The organism is Pantoea sp. JZ2, assembly GCF_035191405.1.
Classification (GTDB): domain Bacteria; phylum Pseudomonadota; class Gammaproteobacteria; order Enterobacterales; family Enterobacteriaceae; genus Pantoea; species Pantoea stewartii.
Genome location: NZ_CP045248.1, coordinates 137,640 through 155,879, shown reverse-complemented (window position 1 = coordinate 155,879; position 18,240 = coordinate 137,640). Strand labels below are relative to the sequence as shown.

Sequence of the window (18,240 nt, the reverse complement as noted above, 5' to 3'; positions counted from 1 at the left end):
TAGTCAGGAATATGTCGTTTACTGATGGCGCGATGCGCAGCCTGGGATGAGTATGGCACTGACATGAGATCTCTCGCTTAGCCTGAAGGGGCTGTGTGTAAAAATGCAGTTGATTACTGATTACAGTGGACGCCTGCTACATGTTCACTGTAATCAGTGAGCAAAATGAGTTTGGCGATTTCAGGCTGAAATTTGGTCATCAACCTTTCCGGGCGGACGCTAAAAGCTAAGCTGTGAATGCGGTTACGCGCCTGAGTCAATATTTTACAACTCATCACGCTGAAACTGACTCGCATCGTTATTGAAGAAATTCAGAATTAATATAATCTGGAACGTTGCAAAGCCAAGTCGGGTAAAGGTTAAACTACGTTAATCACGGCACTTTAGAATGCGCGTTCAGCTAAGATGACCGTGACATTTTAGCGGCCTGCCGCATATTGTAAGCCTGCGGTACCCGTATTGCTGTCCGTGAATCATGTTCAGCGCGCATTGTCTTTTAGGCCAGCTCAATGACCTTATTATCAAGCGGTTTAAAGCTGACACTTGCCTCGATCTTAACATCGCCGCCGCATCGCTGTTATCCGTCCTTTTTATCTGTTCCTAAAATAAGCGTGCCAATAACGCAGTCATCTGCTCACGCGAACTGATTACAGTGAATACTCAAACATTCACTGTAATCAGTGCTTCTCTTCGGCGATTTCAGGCTGAAATTCACATGTCATGGGTTTCTGAATGAATCCCTTTTACGCAGGCCCACGCGTAATTCAAATTAACTAATCAGGTTCCTTTTGGCAGGCTCAGCCAGTTTTTCTGAATGAGTAATCCTTATGCAGATAAACCGCAATCCTGGTTATGACAGGTATGCGACAGGCTGAAAGTGAGCTGCGAAACGTCAACCACTCGGTTTGTTATTTATATAGCAACGACAATGTGGCATATCTGTATGGCATGTCAAAAAGCTTTCATCGGTATGAATACAAGCGCGATCGCTGCAATATTAATAGCCAGCCAGCATCTTTCGCATTGAGCATGCCTGAAAACCAGATATCCAAGGGGGGAAGTATAAAAGCCGGCGCCATAAGAGGAATATCACGCCAACGTGCAGAGCAAACGTGTAACGCACTTATCTGAAGTGATGGGATGTCAGAAAAGGATGGGAGATGGAAATACATTAAGAACATGCTGTGCGAAAAGCATGTTCTTACCAGTTGGTGACATTAAACGTATGAAACGGGCAAGGCGAACTGTTCTTAAAGTGCAATGACCGCCTCAATTTCAATCAACAATTCAGGTGCAAAGAGGGCGCTGACCTGAACCAGTGAGCTGGCCGGAAGATCACTCCCATAGCGTTTGAACAGCACCTTTCGAAGCGAATCGATATCAACAAACGAGGTAATAAAAATGGTCACCTTGATCAAATTTTGTAACGACGTTTGCTCAGCGTGGGTAATAACTTCAAGCTGATCAAATATCGCCTCCGCCTGAGCAGCTATGTCATGCTGGCCTGCTGAGGTGCCGTGTGCCGTTAGGCCTGAAACATACAGTGTTCCATTATGGCTGACGGCGTGAACATATGGCGCTGTTATCTGACCCAGCGCAGCGTAATTTTTACGTTGCAGCATGATTAAGTGTCCTTTTGCGTAATCATTTATTGGTCGTGATCAACTGTCGGCACTGACTGTCGTGGCTGGCGGCCTGTCGCTGCTGCTCTGGCGTCAGATTTTTCCACTTAGCGATAACGCGTTTGGCCAGTCCGGGAATAAAATGAATTTTTTGCAATGCATAGTCAGAATTACTGCCTTCAATGACAGTGCGCATTGCTTTGTATAACTGTTGTTCATTTTGCTGGGGCACCGCGCAAAGCACTGAAACATAATAAGCCTCGTGTTCAGCATCATAATGTGGGATGAGCCACCAGGCCAGACAAACAAATATAATAACCACAGGAATAATAAATTTACGGTGACTTCTTTTCATGACTTGACCTTGAAAATCTTACATATGGCTTGTGAAGGATTAATTCAGGGGGCGTATCCTGCCATAAATTGGCAGCAGTGTTAAATACATCAGAAAAAGGGATGCAAAGAAAATTTTTGCTGATGCGTAAAAAAATCTGAAAAGTCTTTTGAATTTTTTACATGTAACCACGATTCCCATAAAGCACATAAATATCAATACAATTAACAGTTTACCCATGCAGATTTGTCTGTATTTAGCGCTGCGTTTTTTAAACTCTACTATGATAAAAATGTATAAAAGTAAAATCATCAATGGTGTAAAAACAGTAGGGGAATCGGGTGCTGATAAAAAAGAAGAAGTTGCGTTCACATACAGAAGACCGTTATCTTGCTCTGGCATTAGCCACAACCGCCGGGATACTGAATGCGATGGCGCTTGGCGCATTTGGTTTTTTCCCATCACATATGAGCGGAAACACCTCTCAAATTTCTACTGAAGTTTTTACGTCAGATTTTGACAGTTTGACATTCCTTGCCGGGTTAATCGCGGCGTTTGTTATTGGATGTACAGCGGCAAGATTTTTTATCATAGCTGGAGAAAGGCGAAAAATCAGAACGGTTTTTTGTCTGATCATTCTGGCTGAAGGGATAGCGCTCACGCTTGCTTCGGTTTTCGAAAAACTTTTCTATTCTCCCAGCTATAATGATGAGGTCTTATTGATACTGGCATTCCTGATGGGAGTGCATAATGCGACGTCAACCCAACTCTCGAACGGCCGTGTCAGATCAACCCATATCACAGGGACGCTTACAGATGCCGGTATTGCACTCGGAACGTACGTGTCATCTTTTGTTTCTCGTGCCGAGCCCTGCGACAGACGTTTTGCTCAAAAGCAGTTACACACACACCTGACTACCGTTTTTTCATTTTTGTCGGGCTGTATTGTCGGGTTAATTATTTTTAAAGCTTATGCATTCAATGCGATGATTGCATTAGGTATTTTTCTGATCATCCTTGCAACAAGTGCAATCCTCATCGCCTTAAATAATGCAAGGAAGTTTTAACATCTCATTTCATTGGGCAGCGATTAAGCTGCCCTGTCTTTGATATCACCCGAAAGCTAACCCTCAGCACTAACGTAGGCCTCATTAAATTTTCTTCTTATTCTGCCGTGTCATGAAATATAAATTTACTTAATGTCGTATTTTGTCAACTTATTCGGGGAAGGAAATTTTGCCAAGTATATTAATTCAAAAAGATATAACCCGGAAGGAAATCAAGATCATAACGCAATACTACCGCTTCGCTTACATTATATTTCGGTAATCTTCTTTGTTTTTAACATTATAAAAATGTTAGTCTGAATATATATACACCAGTTGGAGGTTATGTGAATAACCATGAGGACAACGATATTCGTGCGTTGATTGGAGAAGTAGTCAGTGAGCTTTTAAAGAGGGGCGAGCCCGTGCAGTTTCATCAAATTACAGATGCACTATTTCGTATGAGTCAGGACAGCGGTGATAAGAGAGTTAAACTTCTTTGCAAGCGCGCCATCCATTTTTTTGCGCGTAAAATGCATTAATGTTTATGGCTATATCAAGGTGTTGCAGGGTAGGGGGAGCCAGGAAATGCTAATGATTTCATTTCCTGGCATGAACATTAAATGCCTGCGTCGTCCGGAGTACGGCCTACGACAATCTCCAGTGTGTTGCGTAACAGTTCTGTCTGAGTTGCATCGTAAGTGCACTCCAGTTCAGCAATTAAGTACAGAATAATGGCTTTATTCGTCACCCGCTTCTTATCGCTGACAATGTTTCTGATCACCCGACCAAGCAATTCAGTTTCTTTGGCGAGGTGATCGCCCTCACTGCGGAAAAATTCGATGATGGCTAAATCTGATGTGCTCTGTTGCATAGTCTCAATTCTCTAAGAAAATTGTCAGTTGAATAGCAGGAAGTCAGCCGACAGTATTATTATTTATCAGGGTTAATCAGGTAACTTACCTGTCTGCAATCACACCGCATCATCGCCTGATGACCAGCCACAAACATTAAGCTCAGTGCTTTTTAGAACCTTCAGGCGGACCATCATTGTTTAAACGGTGCTTATCACGTTCGGAAAGATCCACTCTTCGACGACTGTTTGCAGAAGCCATTCCTTTTTGCACTTCAACGATGGCAACTTTAATCGCACGCAGTCGTGTTGCATCTTCCGTTTCGCCCGCCATCACCTCAAGCTGGGCAATTAATGCATTGCTGGAAATCGGACTTTCGGACTTGAGTAAGGTCAGCACGGCCTCACCTATCATCACATCCGTTATTTTTTCTTCTTCACTTCTGTACATACTGGCTTCTCTGATTACGAATGTGTGGCCATAGTCCGGTCACGATGACGGGGACAGCTAACCTTCCCGCGTCAGCTGTGGACAGTACACTCCCTGTGACTAAACGCAGTACTGTCCGATCAGAATTTACTTTAAAAACGAATTAACGATTAATGCAAAATTTATCAGCCTTCACGGCTAAACAGCAAACCAATCAGGGCCTGATAATGCTGCTGTTGTTCTGATGAAGCGCACCCATCAAGACGATGGAGAAGTTTACTACAGATAGCTTTACGAGAGAGCGTTTGACCAGCGCGCAGGAGTTCCACAACAATTTCGCCCAATGTTTCCTGCTGAGAGGGCTGGCTGGCCTGGTTAAAATAACGGGCAATGTCGCTGGTATTATCCGGTGCATGTCCGTTCTGACGCATGCTCATATCCTCAAGTGGTTAAAATATACTTCGCCGCTAAGCGAAAGTTATACATGTTTTAAAAACTTGTACAGAATTTTGATGATCTTGAAGGAATATTTTTGTGCAAAAAGTGCTAATTGAGGTAAAACAGAGGGTTATAGAGGTTGGCGTTTAAACTTTTTTAACAATTATGGCGTACGGTTCAGCTTGTTTCCCACCAACAGGGATGAAAAACAAGCTTATTACTATTTAAAGAAAATATCATCATAGTCATTGTCAGAAGACGCTGAAAAAGGGTGCTTGCGTGCAGACCAGCCTGTGCCGGGAGACGAGCGTGCACCGATTTTTCTGAATCCCATGAGCCACTTTGTTGCATCGGCCAGTTGCAGAAGTCGTTTTTCATCAACTTCAGATTCTTTCATTACCCTGAGCTCATCCACCAGGGACTCAACACTTACGTCCTGATTAATTGCTATCAGGTTCAGAGCGGCCTCGCCAATGATAGTGTTAGTCAGATACTGTTGTGAAAGTAGCAAAATAACCTCCTTTGGCATGTGTTCCACATTCGTAATTTTAGCAAAGAATACAATCCGCCTTACCGTACAGCGCTGTTTGTACGCTTACACGAATTCACGGCACCTGTTTAGACAGAAAATCTGCATTAGCTGGAGAGGGGTGGATCTATTTTTTACTCTTTAAAATAACGAATTACATACCTCCTGTCAGAAAAAATGAAACTTCCATTCATTTCATTATAAAACTTCACAAAGTGTTTCTGTCCCTGATTTATAGCTTGTGCTATACAAGTTAGCACGAGCTATATTTGCGCATTAAGCTGAGGACAGTACGATGAACAGGTTTAAAAGGTATTGGATAACCGCGCTGAGTGTCATGCTCGGTGTTGCAATGACAACAAACAGCCATGCCGCTGAAAAATTAAAGTTGTAACGACATTTACCGTCATTGCCGATATGGCAAAAAATGTGGCGGGGGAGGCGGCTGAAGTAACATCCATCACTAAGCCCGGAGCCGAAATTCATGATTATCAGCCGACGCCCGGAGACATAAAGCGGGCTCAGGGGGCGCAACTGGTGATGGCTAACGGCCTGAATCTTGAGCTATGGTTCCAGCGCTTTTATCAGCACCTGAAAGGCGTACCTGACGTTGTCGTTTCTGCCGGAATCGAGCCCATGGGGATAGGGGAGGGGCCTTACAATGGCAAACCCAATCCTCATGCGTGGATGTCGCCCGATAATGCACTTATCTATGTCGACAATATTCGTGACGCGCTGAGTAAATATGATCCGACCAATGCCCAGATCTATGCACAGAACGCCGCTGCCTATAAGCAGAAAATCATCGCATCGCTTGAGCCTTTCCGAAAACAAATCGCCGACATCCCTGAGAACAAACGCTGGCTCGTGACCAGCGAGGGGGCATTTTCCTACCTTGCGCGCGATTTGGGGCTTAAAGAACGTTATCTCTGGCCTGTCAATGCCGATCAGCAGGGGACGCCTCAACAGGTACGCCAGGTTATTGACCAGATGAAGAAACATGCCATTCCCGTTATTTTCAGTGAAAGCACCGTATCGGATAAACCGGCTCGTCAGGTAGCACGTGAAACACAGGCGCACTATGGCGGCGTTCTGTATGTCGATTCTCTCAGTACCGCCAGTGGACCCGTACCAACGTATCTGGACTTACTTAAGGTCACCACTCAGACATTGGTGAAAGGCATTAATGATGGGATGAAAAAACAATGACGCCGACAATTGATGTTTCTGACCTCTCGGTAATCTACCGCAATGGCCATATTGCCCTCGACAAGGCCAGTTTTTGCGTGCCAGCCGGTTCTATTGCCGCATTGCTTGGCGTCAATGGCTCGGGGAAATCAACGCTTTTTAAAGCGCTGATGGGGTTCGTTCCTGTCCGTGCAGGTACGGTCAGTATCCTCGGTATGACAACGCGACAGGCCTTACGCCGTAGTCTGGTGGCTTATGTGCCGCAGGCAGAAGAGGTCGACTGGTCTTTTCCTGTCCGGGTTGAGGATGTTGTCATGATGGGGCGTTATGGTCACATGGGTCTGATGCGCAGGCCCAGACAACAGGATCGTGACAAAGTCATGGCCGCGCTCGGACGGGTAGATATGCTCGAATACCGGGAGCGGCAAATCGGCGAGCTCTCAGGCGGTCAGAAAAAACGTGTCTTTCTCGCCCGGGCCATTGCTCAGCAGGGAGAGGTAATTTTACTGGACGAACCTTTTACAGGCGTCGATGTAAAAACCGAAGCCAAAATCATTAGTCTGTTGCGTGAACTGCGCGATGAAGGGAAAACCCTGCTGGTCTCAACGCACAACCTCAGTTCGGTGATGGCGTTTTGCGACTACACCGTGATGGTCAAAGGTACCGTTCTGGCCAGCGGGCCGACGCGCACCACCTTTACACAGGCAAATCTCGAACGGGCATTTAGCGGTGTACTTCGCCATGTGATGGTTGAGGGTGAACTACGTGAGGTCATGGATGATAAGCCTCTTTTACCCGCATCGCCTGACAGGCGTTCAGTACGAGGTCAGCCATGACGTTATTATTTGAACCCTTCAGTTATCAATATATGTTGAATGCCATGTGGATTGCCGCAATGGTGGGTGGATTGTGTGCCTTTCTTTCATGCTACCTGATGCTAAAAGGCTGGTCGCTTATCGGCGATGCGCTGTCGCACGCTATCGTGCCGGGCGTGGCAGGCGCGTACATGCTGGGGCTTCCGTTTGCCTTTGGTGCATTCCTGTCGGGGGGATTAGCGGCGGGGAGCATGCTAGTGCTGAATCAGCGTACACGTTTAAAAGAAGATGCCATTATTGGTCTGGTATTTTCTTCGTTTTTCGGGTTAGGGCTGTTTATGGTTTCACTGAATCCCCTGTCGGTGAATATTCAAACCATCATACTGGGCAATATTCTGGCTATCGCCCCCGCGGATATTGTTCAGTTGGCTGTTATCGGGATCACGTCTGCCACGATTTTATTTTTCAAATGGAAAGATTTAATGGTGGCTTTCTTCGATGAGAACCATGCTCGCGCCGTGGGGTTACAGCCGGGACGGCTCAAAATACTGTTTTTCACCTTACTTGCAGTTTCAACCGTAGCGGCATTACAAACGGTTGGGGCTTTTTTAGTCATCAGTCTGGTGGTAACACCGGGCGCAACCGCATGGCTGCTGACCGATCGCTTTCCACGTTTACTGGCTATTGCTGTCGCCATCGGCAGCCTGACCAGCTTTGCGGGTGCCTGGGCAAGTTATTATCTCGATGGTGCGACAGGAGGAATCATTGTGGTGGCCCAGACGTTGCTGTTTCTGCTGACTTTTGTGTTTGCACCTAAGCACGGTTTACTCGCGAACCATCGGCGTCGCCGGATGCAGGAGATATGATGATGTGGCTGGAACCTTTTCAGTTTGGTTTTATGAACCACGCCCTGTTAATTGCCTGTATCGTTGCTATTCCCTGTGCGCTGTTGTCTGTCTTTCTGGTTCTGAAAGGGTGGGCGCTAATGGGGGATGCCATGAGCCATGCCGTGTTTCCCGGTGTTGTGCTGGCATGGATGCTGTCATTACCGCTTGCCACAGGCGCTTTCAGCGCGGGTTTTTTCTGCGCGATTGCCAGCGGCTATCTTAAAGATAACAGCAGAATCAAACAGGATACGGTACTGGGGATTGTTTTTTCGGGCATGTTTGCCACCGGCCTGATTATGTTTGTTGCGTTAAAACCCGCGATTCATCTCGACCATATTCTCTTTGGCGATATGCTGGGAATCAGCCGTGATGACATTATTCAGACAGGGGCGATGGCTGCGACAGTGGTAATACTTGTTATCCTGAAATGGCGTGACCTGATGGTATTCAGTTTCGATGTCCAGCAGGCGCGGGCTTGTGGCCTGGCGGTGCGCTGGCTGCATTATGGCTTGTTAGCCATGGTTTCTCTGACGATTGTGGCGACGTTAAAAGCGGTGGGCATCATTCTTTCCATTTCTTTGTTGATTGCGCCCGGCGCGATTGCTGTCTTACTGACACGTCGTTTTTCACATGCGTTGATTCTGGCCGCTTTCATTTCCGTAATGGTATCGCTCAGCGGTGTATATTTGTCATTTTTTATCGACAGTGCCCCAGCACCGACCATCGTTGTCTTATTCGCTTTCGTTTTTATGATCAGTTTGTTGATCGCGCACGTTAAAGGCCCACGTTTACCTGCCCATTAATCTTCGCTGTTTCGCTGACCGTTACCCTTGTCTGGACGGTCAGCGTCAAGCACAGCAGACATTCTTCTTGTTTTTATCTCCGACCCGAAAAATAAGTGCTAAACCTAATGACGGACATACGCATGTAAACATCAGGGTTATCCGCGCTTCACGTTTTTAATTTCGCCCGTTAGCGATAAGCCTCACATCACGTAACCGGCCCTGCAACCATGGGAAACAGATAATGTCAGAAAAAATACCACTCACGATGCAGGTCAATGGTGAGACCCGGCAGTTAACGGTCGATCCTCGCGTCACATTATTAGATGCACTGCGCGATCATCTTGATCTGACCGGCACTAAAAAAGGATGCGATCAGGGCCAGTGCGGCGCCTGTACAGTGCTGGTGAACGGTCAGCGTGTCCTGAGTTGCCTGACGCTGGCTGTTCAGACGCAAGAAAAAGCCGTCACCACGATTGAAGGTCTGGAACAGGCATCGGGTGAGCTGCACCCGGTACAGCGCTGTTTTATTGAACATGACGGTTTTCAGTGCGGCTACTGCACGCCCGGGCAGATTATGTCTGCGGTCGCCTGTATTAAAGAAGGTCATACAGGCTCAGACGACGAGATTCGCGAATACATGAGCGGTAATCTCTGCCGCTGTGGCGCGTATCCTTTTATCATTGATGCGATAAAGCAGGCTGCAGCTGAAATGGCGGAGGACGTACGATGAACGAATTTCGCTGGCAGGTTGCCCGGTCAGTAACGGATGCAGCAGGCGCTAAACAGCACGCTGACAATCAGCTTATCGCGGGCGGAACGACGCAACTTGATTTGATGAAATGTGGCGTACTGACTCCCTCACTTCTCACCGATATTGCCGGCTTGTCGGATCTGTCAACGCTCGAATTCGGCGACGATAAAATCACCATTGGGGCGCTGGTCACCATGAGTGAACTGGCCAGTCATCCTGATTGTGAGGCCCTGGCCCCCGCGCTGTATGGCAGTCTGTGGCAGGCGGCGTCGCCTCAAATCCGCAATATGGCAACCATCGGCGGCAATCTCTGCCAGCGTACCCGTTGCGCCTATTACCGCGATCCGGCCACCTTTTCCGCCTGCAATAAACGCACGCCGGGCTCAGGATGTGCAGCGCTGCACGGCATCAATGCGAGTCACGCTATTCTGGGCGGCAGTGAACAATGTGTGGCGGTCTATCCTGGTGATCTGGCCGTCGCGCTGACGGCCTTTGACGCGACGATTATTGTCCAAAACAGCCATCAGGATACGCGGCGCATTCCGGTTGACGACTTTTTTCTGTTGCCCGGCGAGACGCCGCAGCATGAGCACGCCTTACAACCCGATGAAATTATCGTCGCCATCGAGATTCCCCGTTCCTTAGCATTAAAACAGTCCCATTACCTGAAAGTACGCGATCGGACTTCTTACGAATTCGCCAGCGCGAGTGCGGCCGTGGGATTAACACTTGCGCAGGGACGGATAGAGACCGTTCATATCGCGTTAGGTGGTGTCGCAACCAAGCCCTGGCGTGCTCGTCATGTGGAGCATGCGTTAACCGGACAACGGTTTGAGGAACAAAGCCTGTATAAGGCCGCAGAATTAATCACTCAGGAAACGCGCGCGCTGGCGCACAACGCTTACAAAATAACGTTAACGCCGCGCGTGATTGCCCGCGCGCTGCTGGCTGCGGGAGAACTGGCATGACAAAAGACAATAATGATCCGACGCTGTCCGATAATGCCGTGCTGTCCGCGGATGAGCAAAGCGTCAATCCTCACCGTCGCGCCGCTGCCAGCCCTTCCGGTCTTGGCACACCGCGAACCCGCGGTGAGGGCAAGGTCAAAGTCACGGGAAAAGCCCGTTATGCTGTAGAGCATAAGCCCGACCGCGTGCTGCATGGCGTCGTCCTGCAATCGACAATTGCCAGTGGCCGCATCTCACATATCGATACGGCCAAAGCGGAACGTGCGACAGGTGTGATTGCCGTTTATACGCATCTTAATTCACTCAGAATCAATAAGCCGACGGCTATCGCTGATGGCGGTGCGGCGCAGACAACCTATACGCCCATTCAGGACGATGTGATTATTCATAATGGTCAGAACATTGGCCTGGTCGTAGCAGAGACATTTGAACAGGCAACTTATGCCGCTTCCCTGGTCGATATCCACTATGAGACGACGCCTGCTCTGATCTCGGCGACGGATGAAGGGGTGGAGCCTAAGCCGACTACAAAGCAGGACATCGATTTAGGTGAGGCTCAGGCCGCCATGGAACGTGCAGACGTGCGGATTAATCAGCGTTATACCACGCCACGCGAATATAACATGCCGATGGAGCCCCATGCCTGTATTGCACACTGGGAGCAGGGCCGCATAACCGTCTGGGAACCCAGCCAGTGGGTGGCAGGGGCGCAGGTTGAAATCGCCGAATGGATGGGGATCTCGCCAAAAGATGTTCACGTCATCTCGCCTTATGTGGGGGGAGGTTTTGGCTCTAAGCCGGTGCCTTATACGCACGTAGCGCTGGCCTGCGTGGCCTCGCGCGCGCTTAATCGTCCGGTTCGGGTGTCACTGACGCGGCCACAAACCTTCACGGGTTTAGGGGGACGTCCTGCCACGTCACAGCAACTGGAAATGGGAGCGACACGCGACGGGAAAATTCAGTCGGTGATTTTGCGCAGCTTCAGTGAAACGTCACTGATTGATGTCTTCGCTGAAAACTGCAGTAAGGTGACGGGGCGCATGTACGCCATTGAAAATCTCTCGGCGCAGCACCAGGTCAGGCCCATCAATACCGTCACGCCAGGCTGGATGCGCGCACCGGGTGAGAATCCCAGTGCATTCGGGCTTGAGGTGGCGATGGATGAAATGGCTTATGCGCTAAATCTCGATCCGCTGGCCTTTCGCTTACGCAACTGGGCAGATCACGATTATCAGTTGGGGTTGCCCTGGAGTTCACGTCGTCTGAAAGAAGCCTATGAAAAAGGGGCGGAAGCCTTCGGCTGGGATAAACGCATTATGGCGCCTCGTTCGATGCGAGAAGGGCGTGAATTAATTGGCTGGGGCATGGCATCGGGCACGTATCCGGTCAATACCATGCCGGCTGAGGCAAAAATCCTGCTTTCCTCTCAGGGGCAGATTGTTGTGCAGTGCGCGGGCGCGGACATCGGCACCGGGACGTACACGATTCTGGCGCAAACCGCCGCTGATATCTTAGGGGTGGATTCACATTGCATTGAAGTTGAACTGGGCGATACGCAACTGCCACGAGCCGGCGTCGCGGGGGGCTCTCAGCTGGCAGGAAACCTGACGGCTGCGGTTGATGACACCGCCCAAAAAATGCGCGCGCGCTTAGTCACGCTCGCAAGCGAATTAACGGGCTCGCCTCTGAAAGGCATCCCTCCGCATGAACTCAGCATGGCGAACGGGGCGATTTGTGTTACCGCTAACCCTTCTCAGGCTGTTTCTTTTGGTGCACTGGTCAGCCTGACGAATGCATCCGTGCTGTGCGTCGAAGGCGGCACGTTCTCAGCGGATATGTCTGCCGAGGAACGGGACAGTGTGACCGGTAGCCTGGGTGAAATGAGCCGCCCGGAAGACGTCTCCGCACACAGCTGGAGTGCACAGTTTGTCGAAGTGAGAGTGGACGAGGACTTTGGCACCATCCGGATTAAACGTATGGTCGCGGCGTTTGACAGCGGCCGGCTCTATAACCCCAAGCTGGCCCGCAGTCAGTGGGTTGGCGGCATGATTATGGGCGTGGGACAGGCCTTGCTTGAGGAAGGCATTATCGATCCGCGCAACGGCAGAGTGCTGAACAACAATCTTGCCGATTATCTGATTCCCGTGAACGCGGATATACCGGCGATTACCACGATTGATGTTGGCCTGCCGGATTATAAAGCGACCCGGATGGGCGGCAAAACGGTGGGTGAACTGGGCATCGTGGGCGTGGCGGCCGCGATCAGTAACGCGGTTTACCATGCTACGGGCAAGCGGGTTCGCGATCTGCCCATCACGCTGGATAAGATTCTGTAAGCATGCGAAGGAACGCGCTGAGATGAAAACGGCCATTGTATTAACGGCGGCAGGGATGGGCCGCCGGTTTCGGCATGCCAGTGGCGAACATAAGCTACTGACGGCGTGGAATGGCAAAGCCGTGCTGAAACATACGCTTGACCAGGCGAGGGCGAGCGGAATGGAGGTGGTCGTGGTATCGCGTCCCGAAGATGTGGCGATTCATTCTCTGCTAGGTGATGCGGTGCGGGTGTTGTGTGCCAGCGCAGGACTGGGCGAGTCGATAGCGGCGGGCGTCAGCGCGTGCACGGATTATGATGGCGTGATCGTGGCGCTGGGCGATATGCCGTGGCTTACCGCTGCAAGCTACAGGGCGGTAAACAGGGCGTTAACCACGTATCCGCTGGTGCGTCCCTGGGTTGACGACCGTGCTGGTCATCCCGTGGGTTTTTCGGCCGCTTTTTTCCCCGCGCTGCGCCAGCTGACCGGTGATACTGGTGCGCAGCAACTGTTACAACATCATCCTGTACATTACGTGCCACTTCGGGATCGCGGTTGCCTGGAGGATGTTGATTATCCGGATGATTTACGGCGAATGAGGTGAAGCCCATGATGACGTTAGATCAACGAGTGATTGAAACGGCATTAGGCTGGCATCATGCGGGACGGGCCGTCTGGCTGTGCACTGTGTTGCAGACCTGGGGCTCTTCACCGCGCGCACCTGGCACGATGATGGTGATCAGTGACAGTGGAGAAGGATGCGGCTCGCTTTCCGGCGGCTGTATAGAAGAAGACTTTCTGGCACGGCTGGCTGAGGGGCATTACCGCATCCACAGTCAGGTTGTCCGTTATGGTGAAGGCGGAAGGCAAACGCAGGTGCAGTTGCCCTGTGGCGGTAGCCTCGACGTGCTGGTGGAATATTTGGTTGCCGATAACGACAGCGGCCAGATGTTACAAGCGATGCATCAGGCGTTGCGTGGCAAAACACGACTGCTCAAAACGGTCACTGTGAGCAAACGTGCCACCTGGCAAACTATGGCGATGACGGCGGCGCTGCCGGTGCTTCGTTATCAACATCCAGAGGTCGTGTTACCGGTTGGTGCCGTCCCGGAATTGCTGGTGGCAGGTTACTCTACCGTGGCCTTTGAGTGCATCCGGCTGGCACAAATCCTGGGCTTTCATGTTCGGGTATGTGAGCATCGCTCAGAGATGTTAAGTGAGCTGGAAGGTCATTTTACGGGCCAGGATACGATTACGATCGTCCCTCAGCATCCCGCGCGCTGGCTGGAGCTCAACGGTGCGCATGCTGCGGTAGCCATCGTCTCATTAACTCACGATCCGCGCATAGATGAGCTAACCATGATGGAAGCGGTCAACACTCATGCGTTTTACATTGGCATTATGGGGTCGGCTAAAAATACGGCCAGGCGCAAGACGCGTTTACAGACCATTGCAGGGTTGGATAACGATGAGCTCGCACGGATCATTGCGCCTGTTGGTCTGGCTATCGGAAGTAAAACCCCCGCGGAAATCGCGCTGTCTGTCATGGCCGACATCGTACGGGTAAAAAATCACTGTTAAGACGTTGCGTTGACCGGCGTCACCATTACGACGCCGGTCAATCCGTGATCAGGTATTGGGCGTCAGCTCACAGAAATAGGTGCCGGAATACGGAACCGGCAGAAAATCAGTAAACAGCTGGCGCAGCGTTTTTTCAGGATCAATATCGTTAAAGAGCGCGGGATGAAGCGTTTTGGCAAAAAATTCTGCCGCGACAACGTGCCAGGGGCTGAGGTAAAAATTATGCCACAGGGCCGCCGCGTGGCCGTCCTGCAACGCACGCAACGACTTCAGGCCCGTTTGTTGCGCGGTCAGTTGCCGCAGCGAGGCGCGCGTTTCAGCCTGCGTGATGGCAGGGCCAATACGCAGATCGGACGTATTATTACGATCGCCGCTGCCCGTTGCAAAATAGAAATCCGGATGTGACGCAATCACCGTTTCTTCATTCAACCGGCCGAAAACGCCGGAAACCGTTTTGCTGGCAATGTTTTCGCCGCCGGCAAACGCCAGTATCTCACCAAGGCTGCCGTTTACCGACGTCACACAGCATTCATTTCGACGTCCCAGATGCAACTGCAGAAGTACGGTGGGCTTCTTCCCGCGAAACTGAGCGAGGCGCTGCGCAAGGGTCTGCATATGTTGCTGATAAAACGCATTAAAAGCCGAGGCTCGCTCACCCTGATCGAGCACCTCTCCCAGAATGGCTACGCTGCGGGTCGTATTTTCAAGAAGATGCACCCGCAGGTCGATTTTCACGACCGGGATATGCGCGGATTTCAGGACGCGCTCCAGCCGTTGTCCGGCCTCACTGCTGCGCGCCAGTGCCGGCAAAATTACCACATCGGGTTGTAATGCGATCACCTTCTCAGGGTTGATGTCATTTGATCCCTCCTGACCTAATGACGCGATATGCTGCATCTCAGGAAACTGACGCGCGAAAATATCCCATGTCTGACGATCGTACTTTTTCAGATCCTCGGGCCAGCCGACCAGCCTTTTGAAAGGGTTGCCGGGCTCCAGCAGTGCGTAGGTGTAAAGTATCCGGCTTTCGCCCAGCACAATACGCACAGGATGATCGGGAACGGTGACCCTATCGCCGTTGATATCGGTGATGGTTTTGCCCCAGCCCAGGCTACTGAAGGTCAAAGCCAACAGCAGGAGCGTTCGTAGCAGGCTGCGTTTACAGGAATCAGAATTCAACACGGGCTTGTACCATCAGGTTGCGGGTTTCACCTTCACGTACGCGCAGGTTTCCGCCGCTCGACGTGTAATAGTGTTTATTAAACAGGTTATTCAGATTCAGTCGTATCTGTGTTTTCTTGCCCAGAAACGCGTTGTTCCAGGCAATAAAGCTGTCCGCTACGACATAATCCGGTAAGGTGAAACTGTTGTCAGGATCGCCAGCACGACTGCCAACATAGCGGGCGCCGCCGCCGACACGAAAATCACCGGGCACGTTGCTGACGATCAGATTATGGCTCAGGTAAAGCGCACCGGACTGCTCTGGTGCGTTCTGTAAGCGATTGCCATTATTCGCCGGGTTAATCCGGTCATCGACAATTTCAGCGTTGTCATAGCTGTAACTGGCACTGACATCCCAGTCCTGGACCACTTCACCATTAAGCTCAACCTCAACGCCCTGCGAGCGCGCCTTGTTGATCGGACGGTTAGTACCGTTGATGTTCAGTGTCATCCGCTTTTCATCGATTCTGTACAGCGCCAGCGAGGCGAAGAGGCGCGGAGAAAGTTGCCATTTGCTGCCAACCTCCCAGGTGGTGCCCTGCTCAGGCTTACTGACGTTTCCTTCATCGTCGACATCCGTCGATGGGGTGAACGATTTACTCATGCTGGCATAGAGCGAAACATCCGGTGTAATTTTGTAAATCAGTCCGGTTTGTGGCAGGAAGGTATTTCCCTCATCATTCAGCGTTTCAACGACCGGATTAAATCCTTTTGACGCGCGTTGTTCGTAATGTTGATAACGTCCGCCAATGACCGCAATCCAGTCTGGAGTAAGCGAAATACTGTCTTTCAAATAGACCGAACGGCTGTGGATACGGTTAAGGTTGTTAGCATTTGCCGTATTTTCGGTTGTGCTGTCGGTTACCGGTGACAGCAGGTCATAAGTGGGGTTGAGGTAGTTAAAGCGGCGGTCATTTTTGCCCTGATACTGGTGCGCCCGGTACGTCTGGTTCATTTCATAATCCGTACCGAAGACCAGCGCATGCGCCATGCCGAATATCTCCGGATTCCCCAGGACGTCCCATGACAGATATTTGGTTTGCTGATTAAATCCGCGATTGGCATCGGCGCGCCGGGTAACCACGCCGGTAGCAGGATTAATCGCCGTGACCCGAACTTCGTTATTGTCATAACGGCGCTGATTCCAGCCAAGCGTCAGGCGCGTGCTCCAGCTGTCGTTGAACTGCCAGTCGTAATGCGCGTTCAGTGCCTGATTACGTCCCCAGGAATGATTCGCTTTGTCATCCAGTCGCTGTTTGTAACCGACATCGAGTGGTGCGCCATTAATAAAAGCGGTACCGCGATCGTAAGGAATGTCATAACGATAGTCGCTGTAGCTGACCAACAGGCTGGCTTTCTCACCGTACCATTGCAATGACGGTGCGAGCAGAGAATGCGCATCACTGCCAAAATTGCGCCAGTAATCCTGACGCTGCTTCTCTGCGATGAGCCTGAAAGCAAAACCATTACCCAGCGGGCCGGTGACATCGAGCGTACCGGCTCCACCACCTTCACTTGCGTAGCGCCCACTGACGGAAGACTGCCATGAATAGCGTGGTTTTTTGCTGATGACATTGATGATACCGCCTGGATTTTGAATGCCATAGAGCAGAGATGCCGATCCCTTGAGTACCTCAACCCGCTCCGTGGTCGCATCCAGATTTAACCCCTGGCTGCTTCGTATACCATCGCGATATATCGAGCCATCAGAATTGCTACCGAAGCCACGGCGAACGAAACCGTCCTCTGTTCCTGCCAACGTGTTGGCTTCCGCAACACCACTGACGAAGCGCATCGCATCGCTCAGATTGCTGACCTGATAATCATCAAGCTGCTGTTGTGTCACGGTACTGACAGACTGAGCCTCGTCGAGACGCGCCGTCGGCATTTTACTGCCAACGCTGCTGGTGGTGGCTGCATAGCCATCTTCACGGTCAGCATCGCTGGTGACGGTGACGGTATCATCCCCGGTGGCGGCAAGGCTGTTACCGGCCGGAAGCCAGGCGCTGGAACAGATCGCCACTATTAAAGCATGCTGAAATCTGAGGTTCTTACTCTCGCCTGGACGTGTTTTCATTATATTTTTTCGCTGATCATCAAAAACAAAATAAACGTAAAGGCCACGTTAAACGTGGGGGTTTTTCGCCTTCAGGCGGAGGTTTTTGCGTCTGTCCTGGTAGGCTGTTTTGTAATTGAGAATCATTCAATCATTGAGTGATGTAGTAGTAAATATAAAAACATTTATTTTTACTACATTTCCAGGAGAGTGTATTAACGATGATTTAACTGTTTTTATATTGTTAACTCATTAATTTTCCTGAGTTAAAAAACTTATTCTGGCGAAGTGTATCCAGGTGAAGAAGCATAACCTTGCTGTTCGTGAGGGAGAAAAGGCTTGCTGACTACAGCCGGGCGAGACATGCTTAGCGCAGGCGAAGCAAGAACAGTATCGTCGAAGGGGATTACCCTGTCAGGTT

17 protein-coding genes and 1 pseudogene are annotated in these 18,240 nt (G+C 50.4%); 10 read left to right on the top strand and 8 right to left on the bottom strand.

What is annotated here, in order from left to right; genetic code table 11:
* Nucleotides 1-1,250: 1,250 nt before the first annotated feature.
* Entirely contained in the window at nt 1,251-1,622 is a 372-nt protein-coding gene (locus tag GC087_RS23195; RefSeq protein WP_054634059.1) for a RidA family protein, read from the bottom strand.
* Between the two features lie 22 nt (nt 1,623-1,644).
* Nucleotides 1,645-1,977 (bottom strand): hypothetical protein, encoded by a 333-nt coding sequence (locus GC087_RS23190; RefSeq protein ID WP_058702500.1) that lies wholly within the window; start codon nt 1,975-1,977, stop codon nt 1,645-1,647.
* 320 nt (nt 1,978-2,297) lie between these two features.
* Here GC087_RS23190 and GC087_RS23185 point away from each other — a divergent pair, with 320 nt between their 5' ends.
* On the top strand, nt 2,298-3,023 hold the full coding sequence (locus GC087_RS23185; protein ID WP_058702502.1) for a YoaK family protein: 726 nt from the start codon (nt 2,298-2,300) through the stop codon (nt 3,021-3,023).
* 598 nt (nt 3,024-3,621) lie between these two features.
* Here GC087_RS23185 and GC087_RS23180 read toward each other — a convergent pair.
* The 4 genes from GC087_RS23180 to GC087_RS23165 all read right to left on the bottom strand — a co-directional run bounded on the left by GC087_RS23180 (nt 3,622) and on the right by GC087_RS23165 (nt 5,252).
* Nucleotides 3,622-3,876 (bottom strand): biofilm/acid-resistance regulator YmgB/AriR, encoded by a 255-nt coding sequence (locus GC087_RS23180; protein WP_324030674.1) that lies wholly within the window; start codon nt 3,874-3,876, stop codon nt 3,622-3,624.
* A gap of 142 nt (nt 3,877-4,018) precedes the next feature.
* Nucleotides 4,019-4,306: a hypothetical protein gene (locus GC087_RS23175; RefSeq protein ID WP_033742341.1), complete on the bottom strand. Its 288-nt coding sequence runs from the start codon at nt 4,304-4,306 to the stop codon at nt 4,019-4,021.
* Between the two features lie 164 nt (nt 4,307-4,470).
* Complete coding sequence (ycgZ, locus tag GC087_RS23170; protein WP_033742343.1) at nt 4,471-4,716, bottom strand: regulatory protein YcgZ; 246 nt, start codon at nt 4,714-4,716, stop codon at nt 4,471-4,473.
* Nucleotides 4,717-4,943: 227 nt separating this feature from the next.
* Nucleotides 4,944-5,252 (bottom strand): hypothetical protein, encoded by a 309-nt coding sequence (locus GC087_RS23165; RefSeq protein ID WP_226374859.1) that lies wholly within the window; start codon nt 5,250-5,252, stop codon nt 4,944-4,946.
* 337 nt (nt 5,253-5,589) lie between these two features.
* Between GC087_RS23165 and GC087_RS23160 the strand changes: the two are divergent.
* From GC087_RS23160 to GC087_RS23120, 9 genes and pseudogenes are all read left to right on the top strand, one after another.
* Nucleotides 5,590-6,461, top strand: a pseudogene (locus tag GC087_RS23160) (metal ABC transporter substrate-binding protein).
* Nucleotides 6,458-7,276, top strand: coding sequence for a manganese/iron ABC transporter ATP-binding protein (locus GC087_RS23155; RefSeq protein ID WP_054687853.1), 819 nt, complete (start codon nt 6,458-6,460; stop codon nt 7,274-7,276). The pseudogene GC087_RS23160 and the gene GC087_RS23155 overlap by 4 nt, the downstream one beginning before the upstream one ends.
* Complete coding sequence (sitC, locus tag GC087_RS23150) at nt 7,273-8,121, top strand: iron/manganese ABC transporter permease subunit SitC (protein ID WP_162286562.1); 849 nt, start codon at nt 7,273-7,275, stop codon at nt 8,119-8,121. Before GC087_RS23155 ends, sitC begins: the two co-directional genes overlap by 4 nt.
* Before the next feature lie 2 nt (nt 8,122-8,123).
* The gene (locus GC087_RS23145; RefSeq protein WP_277284907.1) at nt 8,124-8,945 is read left to right on the top strand and encodes a metal ABC transporter permease; all 822 of its coding nucleotides are present in this window, start codon (nt 8,124-8,126) and stop codon (nt 8,943-8,945) included.
* Between the two features lie 223 nt (nt 8,946-9,168).
* On the top strand, nt 9,169-9,657 hold the full coding sequence (locus tag GC087_RS23140; RefSeq protein ID WP_033742349.1) for a (2Fe-2S)-binding protein: 489 nt from the start codon (nt 9,169-9,171) through the stop codon (nt 9,655-9,657).
* On the top strand, nt 9,654-10,646 hold the full coding sequence (locus GC087_RS23135) for an FAD binding domain-containing protein (RefSeq protein ID WP_039339534.1): 993 nt from the start codon (nt 9,654-9,656) through the stop codon (nt 10,644-10,646). Before GC087_RS23140 ends, GC087_RS23135 begins: the two co-directional genes overlap by 4 nt.
* The gene (locus GC087_RS23130; RefSeq protein ID WP_277284309.1) at nt 10,643-12,982 is read left to right on the top strand and encodes a xanthine dehydrogenase family protein molybdopterin-binding subunit; all 2,340 of its coding nucleotides are present in this window, start codon (nt 10,643-10,645) and stop codon (nt 12,980-12,982) included. Before GC087_RS23135 ends, GC087_RS23130 begins: the two co-directional genes overlap by 4 nt.
* A gap of 22 nt (nt 12,983-13,004) precedes the next feature.
* The gene (locus GC087_RS23125; protein WP_205951428.1) at nt 13,005-13,565 is read left to right on the top strand and encodes a nucleotidyltransferase family protein; all 561 of its coding nucleotides are present in this window, start codon (nt 13,005-13,007) and stop codon (nt 13,563-13,565) included.
* Between the two features lie 5 nt (nt 13,566-13,570).
* Nucleotides 13,571-14,542: an XdhC family protein gene (locus GC087_RS23120; RefSeq protein WP_039339530.1), complete on the top strand. Its 972-nt coding sequence runs from the start codon at nt 13,571-13,573 to the stop codon at nt 14,540-14,542.
* A gap of 48 nt (nt 14,543-14,590) precedes the next feature.
* Here GC087_RS23120 and GC087_RS23115 read toward each other — a convergent pair whose 3' ends face one another.
* Both GC087_RS23115 and GC087_RS23110 read right to left on the bottom strand, forming a co-directional pair.
* Complete coding sequence (locus tag GC087_RS23115; protein WP_277284310.1) at nt 14,591-15,724, bottom strand: ABC transporter substrate-binding protein; 1,134 nt, start codon at nt 15,722-15,724, stop codon at nt 14,591-14,593.
* Complete coding sequence (locus tag GC087_RS23110; RefSeq protein ID WP_324030740.1) at nt 15,711-17,840, bottom strand: TonB-dependent siderophore receptor; 2,130 nt, start codon at nt 17,838-17,840, stop codon at nt 15,711-15,713. The genes GC087_RS23115 and GC087_RS23110 overlap by 14 nt, the downstream gene beginning before the upstream one ends.
* Nucleotides 17,841-18,240: the final 400 nt, after the last annotated feature.